Here is a 16,714-nt window from a genome sequence, read left to right on the forward strand (position 1 = left end):
GGAGCCAGGCGCTGCCTAGACCATGTAGACGTCGACGATGTGGTGGATGTAGTCGTTCTTGAGGACGACCTTCTTCGACGCGATCAGCGGAGAGTCCCCACGCACATCGAGGGTGTAGAACGACGTTCCGAAGTACGAGTCGGTCGTGTTGTAGCGGAAGTAGTGCGAGACCCAGTTGAAGCGAATGTCGATCTCGCCCTCGCGCTCTTCGAGAAGTTCGACGTTGGAGATCGTGTGTCCGGTGCGGGGCTCGGGGAGCGAGGTCGCGCTCGAGCGATCGGTGCGGATGCGAAACACACGATCTTCGATGCCGGAGCGATCCGGGTAGTAGATCAGCGAAATCTCCCGTTGCGGGTCGCGAGTGAGTTCTCCGTCGTCATCCCAAGCGGGCATCCAGAACGGGGCATCCTCGCGGTAGAGCTCGATCCAGCGTTCGAAGTCACGGTCGTCTAGCAGGCGTGCCTCGAAGTAGAGGAAGGCCTCGATGTCCGCGCGGGACACGTTCGTATTGATCTCGGTGGTGGACAGGGGTGTGCCGGGCGTGGCAAGAGATGTGGTCATGGCAGTTCTCCTGGGGGCCGGCCGCGCGGCGTGCACGGCCGGCGAGGGTGAATGGGTGGGCGTTGGGCGAGCGGGGCGGCGGGTTCGGCCTTATTTGGACGCCAGCTCCTTCTCGCTCTCGAGCGCGGTATTCATCGAGTTGAGCCAGTAGCCGTGCTGAATCGGGTACAGCCCTTCGTCCTCGGTGCGGGCTCCGGACGACAACACGCTGTCGAGGCCGATGCCCTTGGCCGTTTCGTCGGGCCCGTCGATCTGGTGCATCGAGCCGCGAGTCATGTCGTTCCACGGGGCCTTGGTGGCCATGTAGGTCTTCTGGCAGGACCGGAACTCCTCGAGATCGTCCGGGGTGGCCATGCCGGTGGCGTTGAAGAAGTCCTCGTACTGTCGGATCCGGTTCGCGCGGGCTTCGTCGCTCTCGCCCTTGGGGGCGATGCAGTAGATCGTCACCTCGGTCTTGTCGACGGAGATCGGCCGGAAGTGGCGGATCTGCGAGGAAAACTGGTCCATGATGTACCCGTTCGGGTACAGACACAGGTTCCGCGAAGCACCGACCATGAACTCGGCCTTCTTCTCACCGAGCTCTGCGGCGAGCTCCTCGCGCTTCTCGAACAGCGGGCGGTCTTCGGGGTTGCCCCACCACATCCACAGCAGGAGGTGGCCGTGCGGGAAGCTGTAGTAGCCGCCGCCCTGCTTGCCCCACGTGCCGGCGTCCATCGCGCGGGTCTCATTCTTCGATTCGCCCGAGGAGCGCCGGGCCGTGGTCGCCGCGTAGTTCCAATGGGTGGCGGAGACGTGGTAGCCGTCGGCACCGTTCTCGGCCTGGAGCTTCCAGTTGCCGTCGTAGGTGTAGGTCGACGCGCCGCGGATCACCTCGAGGCCCTCGGGGGACTGGTCGACGGTCATATCGATGATCTTGGTGGCGTCGCCCAGGTGCTCGGAAAGGGGGATGACGTCGGGGTTGAGGCTGCCGAAGAGGAAGCCGCGGTAGCTCTCGAAGCGGGCAACCCTGCGCAGATCGTGCGAGCCCTCGGTGTTGAACTGTTCCGGGTAGCCGGCGCCGCGAGGATCCTTGACCTTGAGCAGCTTGCCGTTGTTGGAGAACGTCCAGCCGTGGAACGGGCACGTGAGCGTCTTGCGGTTATCGGTCTTGCGCCGGCACAGCATCGCGCCGCGGTGCGAACACGCATTGATGAGGCAGTTGAGCTCGCCTTCCTTGTCGCGGGTGATGACGACGGGCTGGCGGCCGATGGTGGTGGTGAAATAGTCGCCGATCTCGGGAATCTGCGATTCGTGGGCGAGGTACACCCAGTTGCCTTCGAAGATGTACTTCATCTCGAGCTCGAACAGATCCTCATCGGTGAAGATCGTCCGGTTCGCGCGGATGATGCCCTCTTCCGGGATGTCCTGGATGGCGTTGGACAGGGTGCCCTCAAGGGACTCGAGTCGGGTCGTCACGGCGTTGCTTCCTTCCTTCGTGGCCGATCGCCGACGGGGTGGTTCAACCGGGCAGATTGTCGGCGTGGTGTCACCACGATCACACACGGTGATCGCCGCCACACTAGGACAATGCCTAGCCTTTCCCTAGGGTGATATGTTCGCCTGCCGAACCATTGGGATTACGTAACCGCATGGAACTGCCAAAAGGGGAATGTTCGCGGTGCTAAGGTTGTAGAATATTGCATTGAAATCATATTTAGTGCATAAATAGGCGTTTGACGAACCGTGTGGCGCAGCGCACAGTTAGGTCAGTTGGACGACAAATAAGTGATCGCATTCCACATCTGCCCGATGGGTCACCAGTCGCCGACGGAGCGCAGTTTCCCAATTGCGACACCATCCACCGTCATGTGAGGAGTAACCGTGACTACCGCAGTTCCCACCGCCTCGGGTTCAGGCAACGCCGCCACCGCCAAGTTCCGCACCAACGAGGTCACCGCAGACACCTCGACCGATCGCGCCGCGGCCATCTACAAGGATGTGCTCGGTAAGCTCAGCGAGGTCATCTACGAGCACGAGGTCACCTACGACGAGTATCGCGTGCTCAAGCAGTGGCTCATCGCCCTCGGCGAGGGTGGCGAGTGGCCGCTGTGGCTCGACGTGTTCCTCGAGCACTTCATCGAGGACTCCAACAGCCGGATTTTCGACGGCACCAAGGGCTCCATCGAGGGCCCGTACTACGTGCCGGACGCCCCGAACCTCGGCTCCGACGCCGCGCTTCCCATGCGCGACGACGAGGTCGGCACAGCGATGATCTTCCAGGGCCAGGTCCGCGACCTCGACGGATCTCCGATCGAGAACGCCTCGGTGGAGATCTGGCACGCCGACTCCGCTGGCTACTACTCGCAGTTCGACGACGGTCTCGGCATCCCCGAGTGGAACCTGCGCGGCACCTTCTCCACCGACGCGGACGGCCACTTCAAGATCCACACGATGCAGCCCGCGCCGTACCAGATCCCGCACGACGGCCCCACCGGCGCGTTCATCCGTTCCTACGGCGGACACCCTTGGCGCCCGGCGCACCTTCACCTCAAGGTCACCGCACCTGGCAAGCGCCTGATCACCACGCAGCTGTACTTCCAGGGCGGCGAGCACGTCGACGATGACGTCGCCGGCGCCGTCAAGCCCGAGCTCATCCTCGATCCACAGCCCGGAGCCGACGGCGTCAACGTCGTCAACTACGACTTCGTGCTCGACCCAGAGAGCGAAGGGCGCTTCGTCGCCTAGTTCGCGCCCCGAGCCCGGTACCGCCGCCCGTCCCGCGGTGCCGGGCCCTTCGCGCGTATGGCGACAGCTCACATCCCACCCAGCTGCAGTAGCTCCGAAAGAAGGCCAGGCCACCGTGTCCGACACCCTGCCCACCGGCGGCGCACCGAAGATCGCCGACGTCCGCTCGACGATCCTCGACGTGCCGCTCATCCGCCCCCATAAATTCGCCACCACCACCGCCACCGCGCAGCCCATCCTCCTGGTCGAGGTGACCACCGAGGACGGGATCACCGGCTACGGCGAGGGCGTCACCCCCGGCGGGCCCTGGTGGGGAGGGGAGTCCGTCGAGACGATGAAGGCGCTGGTCGACAAGTACCTCGCGCCCGTCGTCACCGGCCAACCTCTCGACGAGATCCCGCGGCTGGTCGAGGGCTTCGACAAGTTCGTCGCGCGCGGCCGCTTCGCCAAGGCGGGGCTCGAGATCGCGATGTTCGACGCCTACGCGCGCAGCCTCGGCGTGCCCGTGAACGCCCTGCTCGGCGGCAAGGTCCGAGACTCGATCGACTGCACTTGGGCCCTCGGCGTCGCCCCGCTGGACGAGATGATCGGCGAGATCGAGGAGATTCTCGATTCCGGCCGCCACCGCAGCTTCAAGCTCAAGATGGGCTCCGGCGACCCGCGCACCGACACCGACCGCATCATTGCGCTGTGCGAGCGCATCGGCGACCGGGCGGGCCTGCGCATCGATGTCAACGCGCGGTGGGACAGGCTGACGGCGGTGCGCTACCTTCCCGCCCTGGCCGAGGCCGGCATCGAGCTGTTCGAACAGCCCACGCCCACCGAGCAGATCGGCGTGCTCGCCGAGCTTGCCCGGCTCACGAACGTGCCGATCATGGCCGACGAATCCGTGCAGTCCCCGCACGATGCCCTCGAGATCGTGCGCCGCGAGGCCGCCGGGGTGCTCGCCATCAAGACGACCAAGCTCGGCGGGCTGCTGCGCAGCAAGGAGACCGTCGCCGTAGCGCGCGCCGCGGGTCTCGCCTGTCACGCCGCAACCTCACTCGAGGGGCCGATCGGCACCGCAGCCTCTCTCCACCTCGCCTGCGCCGACCCGGGATTCACCTCCGGCTCCGAACTTTTCGGGCCGCTGCTGCTCGCGCACGAACTGCTCACCGAACCGCTCACCTATGACGGCGGGCACGTGCACCTCCCGGAGGGGCCGGGGCTCGGCGTCGACCTCGATCCCGACGCCGTGAGCCGCTTCCGCCGCGCCGAGTAAGCATCTCCGGCGTCATACACGGGTAGAAAGATCGGACTCCGACACCCACGACCGACACGAAAGAAGGAACGAACGATGGCACTGTTCCACGTCCGAATGGACGTCCACATTCCCGCTGACCTCGACCCGCAGGTGCGCGCGGACACCGTCGCTCGCGAGAAGGCCTATTCGCAGCAGCTGCAGCGTGAGGGCAAGTGGCCCGAGATCTGGCGGATCGCGGGCAAGTACTCGAACATCTCGATTTTCGACGTAGAGTCCGCCGACGAGCTCAACGAGATACTTTTCGCGCTGCCTCTGTTTCCCTTTATGGATATCGAGGTCACCGCGCTCGCGAAGCACGGTTCCGACATCAAGTAGTCCCTGCCTGTCGTCTCGACGCGACTTAGAGCGGTGGGCACATGGCTATTAGACTGGTCCAGGTGACTACCGAGCAGCCGAACGCAGCGAATCCAGCGCAGTCCTTGCCCAAATCGTGGAACCCCGCGGAGCACGAAGACTCGATCTACTCGCGCTGGGTAGAGGCGGGCTACTTCGAGGCGGACGCCTCGAGCGATAAGCCTCCGTACTCGATCGTCCTGCCACCGCCGAACGTCACGGGCTCGCTCCACATGGGCCACGCCCTCGACCACACGCTCATGGACGCGCTATCGCGCCGCAAACGAATGCAGGGCTACGAGGTGCTGTGGCTGCCGGGCATGGACCACGCCGGTATCGCCACCCAGACGCTGGTGGAGAAGAAGCTCAACGCCGAGGGCACCTCGCGGCACGAGATCGGTCGCGAGGCCTTTATCGAGAAGGTGTGGGAGTGGAAGGCCAACTCAGGCGGCACCATCGGTTCGCAAATGCGACGCATCGGCGACGGCGTCGACTGGTCCCGCGAGCGGTTCACACTCGACGAGGGACTCTCGCGCGCCGTGCAGACGATCTTCAAGGAACTTTACGACCAGGGTCTCATCTACCGTGCCGAGCGGCTGGTCAACTGGTCGCCGGTGCTCGGAACCGCGATCTCGGACATCGAGGTCAAATACTCCGACGTCGACGGCGAGCTGGTCACCTTCCGCTACGGCTCCGTCGACGGTTCCGGCCCGTACATCGACGTCGCGACGACTCGTTTGGAGACGATGCTCGGCGATACTGCCATCGCCGTCGCGCCCGGGGATGAGCGCTACGCCCACCTCGTCGGACAGACGCTGCCGCACCCGATTCGCGAGGACTGGTCCGTGGTCGTCGTCGCCGACGAATACGTCGACCCCGAGTTCGGTTCGGGCGCGGTGAAGATCACCCCGGCACACGACCCGAACGACTTCGAGGTCGCCCAGCGCCACAGCCTGCCGATGCCGACGATCATGGACGCCTCCGCGCGCATCGAGGGAACGGGCACCAAGTTCGACGGGCTCGACCGGTACGAGGCGCGTTCGGCGATCAACGCCGAGCTCGCCACGCAGGGCCGCATCATCGCCGAGAAGCGCCCCTACGTGCACTCGGTCGGGCATTCGGAGCGTTCCGGTGAGGCCATCGAACCGCGCCTGTCGATGCAGTGGTGGGTCAAGGTCGCGGACCTGGCGAAGATGGCCGGTGACGCCGTGCGCGACGGCGACACCGTGATCCACCCGGCCTCGCAGGAGCCGCGCTGGTTCGACTGGGTCGACAACATGCACGACTGGACGATCTCGCGTCAGCTGTGGTGGGGACACCGGATCCCGATCTGGTACGGCCCCGATGGCGACGTCGTGTGCGTCGGGCCGGACGAGACCGCGCCCGAAGGCTACGAGCAGGACCCCGACGTGCTCGACACGTGGTTCTCCTCGGGACTGTGGCCTTTTTCGACGATGGGCTGGCCCGAGTCCACCTCGGACCTCGAGCCCTTCTATCCGACGTCGGTGTTGGTGACCGGCTACGACATCCTGTTCTTCTGGGTTGCGCGGATGATGATGTTCGGTACGTTCGTCGGGCAGCGCCTCTCGGGGGACAAGGCGGTCGGCGGGCCCGTGCCGTTCCGCGACGTGTTCCTCCACGGGCTCGTTCGCGACGAGCACGGCCAGAAGATGAGCAAGTCCAAGGGCAACGGCATCGACCCGCTCGACTGGGTCGACCAGTACGGCGCGGACGCGCTGCGCTTTACCCTCGCCCGCGGTGCCGCACCCGGCGGCGACCTGTCCGTCGGCGACGATCATGCCCAGGCCTCCCGCAACTTTGCGACCAAGCTGTTCAACGCGACGAAGTTCGCTCTGATGAACGGGGCCAAGGTCGGCACCCTGCCCGGTCTGGACTCGCTCAGTGACGCCGACCGCTGGATCCTCCACCGCCTCGGCGAGCTTCGCGTGGCCGTGGACGCCTCGCTGGATGCGTACGAGTTCTCCAAGGCCTGCGATGCGCTCTACCACTTCACCTGGGACGAGCTGTGTGACTGGTACCTCGAACTCGCCAAGGTCCAGTTCGGCGATGAGCGCGCCGCGAACACGAAGGTCGTGCTCGGCCACGTGCTCGACACGGTGCTGCGACTTCTCCACCCCTTCATCCCGTTCGTCACCGAAGTGCTGTGGACCACGCTGACGGGGGAGGAATCTCTCGTCATCGCCGACTGGCCGAACTCCGAGCCGGTCGCCGGCGCGGAGGAGTCCGTGCGCCGGATCGAGGACACCCAGAAACTCATCACCGAGGTGCGCCGCTTCCGCAGCGATCAGGGGCTCAAGCCCGGACAGAAGGCGCCGGCCAAGTTCCTCGGCCTCGAGGACGTGGACGCCGACGCGACGCTCGCGGAGGTCCGTAACCTCGCCCGACTCACAGAGCCGGACGACGCTTTCGCAGCCACGGCATCGATCGAGGTGCGACTCACCAAGGGTACGGTGACGGTGGAGATCGACATCTCCGACGCGATCGACGTCGCCGCGGAGCGCAAACGGCTGGAGAAGGATCTCGCCGGCGCACGCAAGGAGCTGGAGACGACCGGCGCGAAGCTCGGCAACGAGTCCTTCCTCGCCAAGGCCCCCGAGCATGTGGTGGACAAGATCCGTGGCCGCCAGGAATTCGCGCGCGCCGAGGTCGAGCGCATCACCGCGCGATTGGAAGGTATGCCCCAGGCATGAGCGACGACGACACCGACCGTAGCGACCCGGGAGACGACGATTCGGGCGCAGGCGAGCTGGGCTTCGACGAATACGGCTACGGCGGGGATTCAGGCGGTGGCCGCCGCTGGCTCCCGCCACACGACCCCAACGTCGGCTGGGATGACCTCACTGATGAGGATCTCGCCGACATGGTCGACGAGCGCTCGGCGGAGACCAACCTCGTCCCTCTCGGCGGACCCCTCGACGACGAGGCCGCGCGTGACGGCCTCTATGCCGACGACCTTGCCGAGGAAAAGGCGCTGCAAGAGGCCGAGAAATACCGCGAGGGGATAGACCCCGACGAGGAGGCGCTCGGCATTCCCGGCGGCACGCCGTCACCGGAAGCGGTGGCTCTTGGTATCGATGACCGCGACCCGGGCAGCGCCGCGGGCGCGGCGGCGCTCGAAGCCGTCGAGGCGGTACTCGCCACGCGCTGGCCCGAGTCGAAGCTCGACCCCTCGCTCGATCGAATCGAGCGTCTCCTCGACGTTCTCGGCGGGCCGCAACTGGCGTACCAGGTCGTCCACATCGCCGGAACGAATGGCAAGACCTCCGTGGCCCGCATGGTCGACTCGCTGCTGCGTGCGCTCCACCAGCGCACCGGGCGCACGACCAGCCCGCACCTGCAGTCGGTGACCGAGCGGGTCGCCGTCGATGGAGAGCCCATCAGCCCGGGCACCTTCGCTGCCGCCTACCGCGAAATCGAGCCCATGGTCGAGATGGTCGACCAGTGGTCGCTCGAACGCGGTGGCCCGAAGATGAGCTACTTCGAGGTCCTCACCGCGCTGGCGTTCTCCGTATTCGCCGACGCCCCCGTCGACGCGGCGGTCGTCGAGACGGGAATGGGCGGCACGTGGGATGCGACGAACCTCGTGCAGCCCGCGGTCTCCGTCGTCACACCCATCGGTATCGACCACACCGACTATCTCGGCGACACCCTGGAAGAGATCGCGGGGGAGAAGGCCGGGATCATCAAGGGCCCGCAGGTCGACGTGACCGCCGATCTGCTCAACCCGAACGAGTCCGTTGCCGTGCTGGCGAAACAGGATCCCGAGGCGGAGGCGGTGTTGCTCGCGCGTGCGCAGGAGGTAGGCGCGGTAGTGGCCCGCGCCGGGCGCGAATTCGACGTGAGCTCGCGCTCGGTGGCCGTCGGCGGGCAGATGGTCTCGCTGCGCGGCCTCGGCGGCGAGTACGAAGACATCTTTCTTCCGCTGTTCGGCGAGCACCAGGCGGATAACGCCGCGCTTGCGCTCGCTGCAGTCGAGGCGTTCTTCGGCGCCGGCGCGGGGCGTCAGCTCGACATCGAGCGCGTGCGTGCCGGCTTCGCCGCCGTAGAGTCGCCGGGGCGTCTGGAGCGGATCTCGCAGTCCCCGTCGATCTTTATCGACGCCGCGCACAACGCGCACGGCGGGAAGGCGCTCGCGAACTCGCTGCGCGAGGAGTTCGACTTCCAGCGGCTCATCGCCGTGGTCGGGATGCTGCAGGGCAAGGATGCGCGCGGCTTCCTCCGCGAGATCGAGCCGCTCGTATCTGACATCGTCGTCACCGAGACCACTTCGCCGCGGGCGATTCCGGTGGACGAGCTCGCTCTGCTCGCCGAGGAGATCTTCGGGCCGGATCGGGTGAGCAGCGGAGATACTCTCACCGAGGCAGTGGACCTCGCTATCGACCTGATCGGCATGTCGAACCCGACGGACGAGGACGAGGCCGGCGGCGAGGGGATCATCGTCACCGGGTCGGTCGTGACCGCCGGGGCGGCACGCGCGGCGATGGGGAAGGAACCGCGATGAGCTCGAAGGCGAACAACGTCAATCCACGAGGGGCGGGGCACGAACCGACAACGGACCCGTGGAAGGGATTTCGCGGGGTGTGCTCGGGCACGCTTGTCCTCGAGGCGATCATCGTGCTGCTCGTACTCACCGTCGTCGCCCGCGTCGATGGCGGTGCGCACATGGCGTGGTGGAAGGCCATCTATATCCTGGTGGTCGCCGGTGGCATGATCTACGCCTGCACCCAGCAGAAGAAGCCGTGGGCTATCCCGCTCAACCTCGGCCTGGCCATGGCGGTGGTGATCGGGTTCTTCGTGCACTACACGATGACCATCGTCGGGGTGATCTTCCTCCTCGTCTGGCTCTATCTGCTGTTCTTGCGCAGCCAGCTGCGGCAACGGATCGCCGGGGGATACCTGGCCAGCCAACACGACTGAAATAACGAAAGCCGGCGCACCGAAACGGTGCGCCGGCTTTCGTTTTGCGTGAGGCTATGCGCGACGGACCGCGTCGATATCGGCCTGCGTCGCTTCGCGAGTGCTACCGCCCTCGGCGGCGTAGGCATCGCCGTTCTTGTCGAGGAAGCTCTTGAACATCGGGCACACGGGAACGACGGTGACGTTGTCGCGCAGCGAGGCCTGGAGTGACTCGTTGACGAGGGCGGTGCCGAGCCCTCGGCCGCCGAATGCCTCGTCAACGACCGTGTGATAGAAGATCCGCTCGCCGTCTGCTTCCAAGTAGTGGGCCTTGCCGGCGATCGTGTCCTCGGCGACGAGACGAATCTCGAAAGCTTTCCCCTGGGCGTTGTTCTCGATGGCGATTTCCGCGCCGGTCTTATCGGTGATGGCCATGGTCGTATCCTTTCCTCGGCAACTATGGGTTCGAAGGTAACCTCCCGCCGCGAGCTATGTTGCCCGCGCAGGTCGAAGCGTTACGAGGCGCCCTTCTCTTCGGCGGCGTAGCTCTTCTCGGACGGCGGGTGCCCGCTCGCGATGGAGAGACGGTTGAACGAATTGATGAGAATCACCGACCACTCGATCGCGGAGATCTGCTCCGTGGACAGCACGTCCGCGGCGATCTCTGCCGCGCGGCCGCGGTCGGAGCTCTCCCCGAGAAGCGTGAGCGACTCGGCCAGGTGCAGGCCCGCTCGTTCGACGTCCGTGAAGAGATCCTCGATTTCGCGCCACGCCGGCAGCAGGTCGATCTTGCGCGCCGGGACCCCGGCCTTGCGCGCGGCGGGCGCGTGCGTGCTCAGGCACCGGGCGCAGCCGTTGATCTGCGACACCCGGGTGTTGAGGAGCTCGATGAGCGCATCATCGAGGCCGGCGGCCTGCGTCGCCTTGCGGTTCTCCGCGGCGACCTTGACCATCGCTTTGTAGGTTTCCGAGTGGGATTTGTCGAGGTACGGGCGCTTGGCTGAATTCATTCGTTCTCCTTCTTCGTTGACTTCGTCGCGGCGTCCCCGCCTGATTCGGCGCGCGCATGGGGCGACGGGTTCTTCCGCGGTTTGAGGTGTGTATTGGGCAGTTCGGGCGCTGGAAGCCAGGCCATTCCCTGCGCGTTGGCGTCCGGACCGCCGTGGCCGACGTAGCCGTCGACCACCCCGAACCGATCGGTCCGCGCCTGCCACAGCTCGCGGTACTCGACGATCTCCTCGCTGGTCCTGCCCACGAAGTTCCACCACATGATGATCTCCTCGGCGAACGGCTCGCCGCCGATGAAGATCAGCCGCGCGGGCGAATCCGCGTTGTTGCGCAGAGTGAGCGTGCGGGCTCCGATACCCGTGTATCCGACCGCCGCCACGGGCACGGCGACGCCCTCGAGCTCGATGTCCCCGGAGTCGACGAGGAGCCCGTGCTCGAACACGGGATTGACGTCGATGGTCACCTCCGCGCGTCCGTCGAGGCGGATTTCAGCGCCAAGGAGCGGCGTGAATGTCTCGACCGGGCTTTGGCTGCCGAGCAGTTCGCCCAGGAATACCAGCGCCTCTCCGCCGTCAAATGTGGTGGTGCCCGGCACGAAGTGCTCGAAGTGACGAGGCGCGGCGTCGCGCGCGGAGTCCGGGAGGGCGACCCAGAGCTGAACGCCGTGCAGGGTCGACGTGGACGGGGTCGAGGTCTCGCTGTGGCAGATTCCTGCGCCCGACGTCATGAGATTGACCTCGCCGGGACGGACGATGCCACGATTGCCGCCGGAATCGATGTGCTGGATCTCTCCGTCGAAGAGCCAGCTCACCGTCTGCAATCCGGTGTGCGGGTGCGGGGCGACGTCCATGCCGCCCGAGCGCGCCACGTCGTCGGGTCCGTAGTGGTCGACGAAGCACCATGCCCCGATGAGCGAGCGTTTGCGTTGGGGGAGTGTGCGGCGGACCGTCATCGCTCGTGGGCCGCCGAGCGGCACCTCGCGTGCGGTGATGATCTCCACCGGTGCGCCTTCGGCGCGGACGGCGTCGTCCGAGGTTTCGCCGTCCGAATGGCAGCGGACCTCGTCCGGATGGGTATCGACGTTGCTCATGGGTTCCCTCCGATTGGGCAGAAGCGGATGGATTGATAGTTGACGTGACAACAAAAAGTGTACCGGGATTCTGTGCCCAACGATAGGCCCGCGGCGCATGCGGCGGGGCGAAGTCCTTGTACGATGTTGTTTGTGACTTCGCGTACTTTCTTCCTGATCAAGCCCGACGGCGTCCAGCGTGGACTCGTAGGCACCATCGTCGACCGCATCGAGCGCAAGGGGCTCAAGCTCGTCGCGATGGACCTGCGCAACGTTCCCGAGGAGACCGCCGCTCAGCACTACGCCGAGCACGCAGAGCGCCCGTTCTACGGCGACCTGCTCTCGTTTATCACCTCCGGCCCCGTGGTGGCCGGTGTGCTCGAGGGACCGCGCGCCATCGAGGCATGGCGCCAGCTCGCCGGCGGCACCGACCCGGTGGAGAAGGCCACCCCGGGCACCATCCGCGGCGACTTCGGCCTCGAAACCCAGTTCAACCTGGTTCACGGCTCGGACTCCGAAGAGTCCGCCGCGCGCGAGATCGCGCTCTGGTTCCCGAACCTGTAAAACGCACACTTTCGAATACCGCGAACTCCCGGCGGCCGCTGATGCGGCCACCGGGTTTTCTCATTTGTGCGCCGCGTTGCCGCAGGAGGGGCGGGGTGCCGGCCGAATGGAGAAGGGGAAGTCCGCCGTCAGCATGGGAAGACCGTCCTCGGTGTGAGAGAATAGGACCGTCTCCACTGAGGTGGACGACGACAAGACTTTCTGCGCGGAACGGTGCGCAGCGCCAGTCACGTTGATGGACAGCTGCGCTGCCCCGCGCGGGATCGCTCGCCACCGCGGGCATCGAAAATAGACAAATGGACGCCGTGTGGCGGCGCCGATACGCGATAGAACCCGCGAATCGGTAGCGCCCGGCGCAACACAAATGCCCACCTCGGTGGGCTATAAGGAGAAACGCGTGTCGGAAACGACGATCGCGACGAGCGAGCAAATCGACGCACTTCCCGAGAAGCTACGCGCCCACGCCGCCGCGAAGGCCCTGGGCCTGACAAGTAAAGAACTCCTCGGAGCCCTCGCGGCGAGGGGGATCACCGTGAAGAGCGCCCAGAGCGGCGTCACTCGCGAACAGCTTTCTACGCTGGTTGACGGCGCCGCTCCCGATTCCGCAGCGGCCGGTGCCGCGGCGAGCGAGGACGCGCCGAAGGCCGCAAAGAAGTCGGCCGCGAGGAAGCCGGCCGCGAAAAAGGCGCCGGCCGATGAGGCCGAGCCGAAGAAGGCGCCGGCGAAGAAAGCCGCGGCCAAGAAGTCGGCCGCAAAGAAGGCTGCAGGGAAAAAGGCCGCTCCCGCGAAGGACGCGGGCACGAACGAATCGGGCGACAAGGATTCAGGCCGGGCCGAGGTTGATACCTCGGCCGTCGAGATCGCCTCGGCCGAGCCCGCGCCGGTGGGCGAGCAGGCCCCGGAGGAATCGAAGCCTTCGCGATCCCGGGGGCGCCGGTCCTCGAAACGCAAGACCGAGGAGCCCGCCGAGGACAAGGGATCGCAGGACAAGGGCACACAGGACCAGGGCTACTCGGGGTACGAGATCGTCACCGGCGAGGTATCCGCCGCCGAGGAGCGGGGCCGCGGTGGACGCGGCGGCCGAGGACGCAACAGGAACCAGTCCGTTCCCGGCTTCTCACCTCTGTTCCTCACCCCCGGCGAATCGCAGGATTCGTCGAACGACTTCAGCGTCATCACCGTCGCCGACAACGTCACCTTCGACAGCACCGCCACCGGCGACGCCGAGGGGACCGGCGGGGACCAGTCCCAGTCGAACGGCTCCGATAGCGACTCGGGTGACTCCGGCGATGGTAACGGCCGTCGGCGCCGGCGTGGCCGCCGCGGCCGGGGCCGCGGTCGCGGTGAGGACTCCGCGAACGACGAGAACAACACGGGCGGCTCGGGCGACGATTCGTCCAAGGACGACGACAGCGCCGAACAGAAGAACTCCGACGGCTCCGGCAGTGATGACTCGGGCGATTCCAACGACGATTCGAACTCCGACGGCGGCAACCGTCCGGAAGGCTCGTCGAGCAGGCGTCGCCGTCGTCGCCGGCGCAAGAGCTCGTCCGACGACAACTCGCAGAACTCCGGAAACGACGGAGACGACAACACCAAGACCGAGGTCCACGAGCGCCCAGCGAAGCGTCGCTCGGGCCGCGATACCTCGGACGACGAGATCCAGGGAATCTCCGGCTCGACGCGCCTGGAGGCCAAGCGCCGTCGCCGCCGTCCGGGCGGGGACGGGCGCCGTCGCTCGCACATCCTGTCCGAGGCGGAGTTCCTCGCACGTCGCGAGTCCGTCGAACGCGTGATGGTCGTGCGCGAGCGCGAACGCCACGACGGCTCGGGCACGCTCACGCAGGTCGGCGTCCTCGAGGACAAGGTGCTCGTCGAGCACTTCGTCACCACCGAGGCGCAGCGCTCGATGGTCGGCAACGTCTACCTCGGCCGCGTGCAGAACGTTCTGCCCTCGATGGAGGCCGCCTTCATCGACGTCGGCCGCGGCCGCAACGGCGTGCTCTACGCCGGCGAGGTCGACTGGCACGCCGCCGGCCTCGGCGGTAAATCGCGCCGCATCGAGCAGGCGCTCAAACCGGGCGATTCGGTGCTCGTGCAGGTCACCAAGGACCCAGTGGGGCAGAAGGGCGCACGCCTGTCGACCCAGATTTCCCTTGCCGGCCGCTTCCTCGTGTTCGTTCCCGGCGGCAACTCGACGGGAATCTCGCGCAAACTTCCGGACACCGAGCGCAAGCGTCTCAAATCGATCCTCAAGGAGGTCGTCCCGTCCGGTAACGGGGTCATCATCCGAACCGCCGCAGAAGGCGTGCCTGAGGAGGACATCCGCCGCGACGTCGAGCGCCTGTCGAAGAAGTGGGAGAAGATCTCGGCCGATGCCGAGCGCTTCCAGAAGGGCAAGGGCGCGGCGATCAAGAACCTCTATACCGAGCCCGATCTCCTCGTCAAGGTCGTGCGTGACCTGTTCAACGAGGACTTCTCCAAGCTCGTCGTGCAGGGGGAGAAGTCGTGGAACACGGTCAACGACTATGTCTCCGAGCTTGCGCCGGAGATGGCCGATCGCCTCGAGCGCCACGAGAACGACGAGATCGACGTGTTCAGCGTGTACCGGGTCGACGAGCAACTCAACAAGGCGCTCGAGCGCACGGTGTGGCTGCCCTCGGGCGGCACACTCGTCATCGACCGCACCGAGGCGATGACGGTCATCGACGTCAACACCGGTAAGTTCACCGGTTCGGGTGGCAACCTCGAGGAGACGGTCACCCGCAATAACCTCGAGGCGGCCGAGGAGATCGTGCGGCAGATGCGCCTGCGCGATATTGGCGGCATGATCATCGTCGACTTCATCGACATGGTGCTCGAATCCAACCAGGATCTCGTCGTGCGCCGCCTCACCGAGGCTCTCGGTAGGGATCGGACCCGTCACCAGGTCTCCGAGGTCACCTCTCTCGGCCTGGTCCAGCTCACCCGCAAGCGGCTCGGCACCGGACTCATCGAGGCGTTCTCGGAGCCGTGCAGCCATTGCGGCGGGCGCGGACTCATCCTCCACGACGACCCGGTTCTCACCTCTCCGACCAGCGACGACGGGCACGATCGCCGCCGCGGCCGCAAGGGCAAGGGCGGGGACTCGCATGATCACTCGGGCAAGAACCGCGGCGGCTCGAACGGCGGCTCCGGAAAGTCCGGCAAACACGACGATGAGCACGACGGCCCCGCGCCGTCCGCCCATCCGATGATCCTCGCGATGTCCAAGCGCGAGGACGAGTCCGGCCATGGAGCCCAGGCCGCGTCCGCGTCGAAGGGAAGCGAGAACACCCACGCGAATGACGCCGGAGATCCTGTGTCCGCAACGTCGGCCGCGGAATCGGCGTCCGCAGGACAGGCGGGCGAGAACCGAGAATCCACGGGGCGGCGCCGCTCGCGCCGCAGCACCCGGACCGCGGGGTCACCGACCACCGCGGCCGTGACGGGCGCGGAGTCGACCGAGACGGACAACGCATCGGCCAAGGAGCAACCGGCCGCCGCGCCGGTCGCAGTGCCCGACGTCACCTCCGCAGATCTTGCCGCGCAGCCGCGTAAGCGTGCCCGCCGCAGGATCGTGCGCGGGGACGCGCCGATCTCCACGCCGGCGCAGGACGTGGGCGACGCCGTTGCCTCCGAGCCGGCCGTGGCACCGGCGCCCGAGGCGGTTCAGGGTGCTGTTGACGTCAGCGCCGTGGACGCTGCAGCGCAAGTGCCGGCGTCGGGCGACGAGCTCGCGACCGCGCCACGCAAGCGCGCCAGGCGCCGCGTCGTGCGCAAGGACGCCCCGGCGACCGCCGGTGCCGCCGAGGTCGCGACAAACGATGCGACCGCCGAGACGGCAGACACCCCTTCGACGACGGCAGAACCGGTGGCAGAGGTGGCCACCGCGGAACCCGCGCCCGCACCCGAGCCGGTTCGCCCGGCGTCGGTGGCCGCCGCCGAGGAGTCCAAAGCGGAGGCGGGAGAGGCTAGGCGTCGCTCCCGTCGGCGGGTCACCCGGACCGCGGGAGCAGCCGAGAAGGCAGCCCCGGCCGCGCAGACCGTCGCCGAGTCGGCGCCGATCACGACAACCGAGGGCGTGGGTAGCGTCGCCGAATTGAGCGGACACGAGGTCGAGGTCGCCGCCGAGGCATCTGAGCTGGCCGTCGTCAACAAGCGCAAGCGGCAGACGCGGCGGACGGTGAAGCGCCCCACCGGCGACGCCTGAGCAT

General features: G+C 66.7%; 13 protein-coding genes. 8 read left to right on the forward strand and 5 right to left on the reverse strand.

The genetic code is table 11. From position 1 onward, the window contains the following. Positions 1-15: 15 nt before the first annotated feature. A complete protein-coding gene (gene benB / locus BJL86_RS05975; protein WP_067471466.1) occupies positions 16-561 on the reverse strand; it encodes a benzoate 1,2-dioxygenase small subunit in 546 nt (181 codons plus the stop codon). Positions 562-651: 90 nt separating this feature from the next. Continuing rightward, entirely contained in the window at positions 652-1,983 is a 1,332-nt protein-coding gene (gene benA, locus BJL86_RS05980; protein WP_231887101.1) for a benzoate 1,2-dioxygenase large subunit, read from the reverse strand. A gap of 438 nt (positions 1,984-2,421) precedes the next feature. On the opposite strand from benA, the gene catA reads away from it, so the two are divergent. The 6 genes from catA (at position 2,422) to BJL86_RS06010 (ending at position 9,859) form a co-directional block, all read left to right on the forward strand. Beyond that, the gene (gene catA, locus BJL86_RS05985; protein WP_067471469.1) at positions 2,422-3,285 is read left to right on the forward strand and encodes a catechol 1,2-dioxygenase; all 864 of its coding nucleotides are present in this window, start codon (positions 2,422-2,424) and stop codon (positions 3,283-3,285) included. A gap of 115 nt (positions 3,286-3,400) precedes the next feature. Continuing rightward, positions 3,401-4,546, forward strand: coding sequence for a muconate/chloromuconate family cycloisomerase (locus BJL86_RS05990; RefSeq protein ID WP_231887098.1), 1,146 nt, complete (start codon positions 3,401-3,403; stop codon positions 4,544-4,546). A gap of 75 nt (positions 4,547-4,621) precedes the next feature. Further along, positions 4,622-4,903 (forward strand): muconolactone Delta-isomerase, encoded by a 282-nt coding sequence (gene catC, locus BJL86_RS05995; protein ID WP_067471472.1) that lies wholly within the window; start codon positions 4,622-4,624, stop codon positions 4,901-4,903. Positions 4,904-4,965: 62 nt separating this feature from the next. After that, positions 4,966-7,632 (forward strand): valine--tRNA ligase, encoded by a 2,667-nt coding sequence (locus BJL86_RS06000; RefSeq protein WP_067471474.1) that lies wholly within the window; start codon positions 4,966-4,968, stop codon positions 7,630-7,632. 170 nt (positions 7,633-7,802) lie between these two features. Beyond that, positions 7,803-9,443, forward strand: coding sequence for a bifunctional folylpolyglutamate synthase/dihydrofolate synthase (locus tag BJL86_RS06005; RefSeq protein ID WP_156515188.1), 1,641 nt, complete (start codon positions 7,803-7,805; stop codon positions 9,441-9,443). Then, positions 9,440-9,859, forward strand: coding sequence for a DUF4233 domain-containing protein (locus BJL86_RS06010; protein WP_067471477.1), 420 nt, complete (start codon positions 9,440-9,442; stop codon positions 9,857-9,859). The genes BJL86_RS06005 and BJL86_RS06010 overlap by 4 nt, the downstream gene beginning before the upstream one ends. A gap of 54 nt (positions 9,860-9,913) precedes the next feature. On the opposite strand, the gene BJL86_RS06015 is transcribed toward BJL86_RS06010, so the two are convergent. From BJL86_RS06015 to BJL86_RS06025, 3 genes are all read right to left on the reverse strand, one after another. Beyond that, positions 9,914-10,273 carry a GNAT family N-acetyltransferase gene (locus BJL86_RS06015; RefSeq protein ID WP_067471480.1) on the reverse strand — a complete coding sequence of 120 codons (360 nt, stop codon included), beginning with the start codon at positions 10,271-10,273 and terminating at the stop codon, positions 9,914-9,916. An 80-nt stretch (positions 10,274-10,353) separates the two neighbouring features. Continuing rightward, on the reverse strand, positions 10,354-10,848 hold the full coding sequence (locus BJL86_RS06020; RefSeq protein WP_067471483.1) for a carboxymuconolactone decarboxylase family protein: 495 nt from the start codon (positions 10,846-10,848) through the stop codon (positions 10,354-10,356). Beyond that, positions 10,845-11,936 (reverse strand): pirin family protein, encoded by a 1,092-nt coding sequence (locus tag BJL86_RS06025; protein WP_067471486.1) that lies wholly within the window; start codon positions 11,934-11,936, stop codon positions 10,845-10,847. The genes BJL86_RS06020 and BJL86_RS06025 overlap by 4 nt, the downstream gene beginning before the upstream one ends. A gap of 132 nt (positions 11,937-12,068) precedes the next feature. Between BJL86_RS06025 and ndk the strand changes: the two genes are divergently transcribed. Both ndk and BJL86_RS06035 read left to right on the forward strand, forming a co-directional pair. Next, positions 12,069-12,479 (forward strand): nucleoside-diphosphate kinase, encoded by a 411-nt coding sequence (ndk, locus tag BJL86_RS06030; protein WP_067471513.1) that lies wholly within the window; start codon positions 12,069-12,071, stop codon positions 12,477-12,479. 397 nt (positions 12,480-12,876) lie between these two features. Next, a complete protein-coding gene (locus tag BJL86_RS06035) occupies positions 12,877-16,710 on the forward strand; it encodes an Rne/Rng family ribonuclease (protein ID WP_083657668.1) in 3,834 nt (1,277 codons plus the stop codon). Positions 16,711-16,714 lie beyond the last annotated feature (4 nt).

The sequence above is a fragment of the Dietzia timorensis genome, assembly GCF_001659785.1.
In the GTDB taxonomy this organism is placed as follows: Bacteria; Actinomycetota; Actinomycetes; order Mycobacteriales; family Mycobacteriaceae; genus Dietzia; species Dietzia timorensis.

Excerpts from the sequence above, each read along its gene's own strand:
- BJL86_RS06010 (WP_067471477.1), top strand. The coding sequence starts at position 9,440 with ATGAGCTCGAAGGCGAACAACGTCAATCCACGAGGGGCGGGGCACGAA.
- BJL86_RS06020 (WP_067471483.1), bottom strand. The coding sequence starts at position 10,848 with ATGAATTCAGCCAAGCGCCCGTACCTCGACAAATCCCACTCGGAAACC.
- BJL86_RS06025 (WP_067471486.1), bottom strand. The coding sequence starts at position 11,936 with ATGAGCAACGTCGATACCCATCCGGACGAGGTCCGCTGCCATTCGGAC.
- BJL86_RS06005 (WP_156515188.1), top strand. The coding sequence starts at position 7,803 with ATGGTCGACGAGCGCTCGGCGGAGACCAACCTCGTCCCTCTCGGCGGA.
- benB (WP_067471466.1), bottom strand. The coding sequence starts at position 561 with ATGACCACATCTCTTGCCACGCCCGGCACACCCCTGTCCACCACCGAG.
- BJL86_RS06015 (WP_067471480.1), bottom strand. The coding sequence starts at position 10,273 with ATGGCCATCACCGATAAGACCGGCGCGGAAATCGCCATCGAGAACAAC.
- catC (WP_067471472.1), top strand. The coding sequence starts at position 4,622 with ATGGCACTGTTCCACGTCCGAATGGACGTCCACATTCCCGCTGACCTC.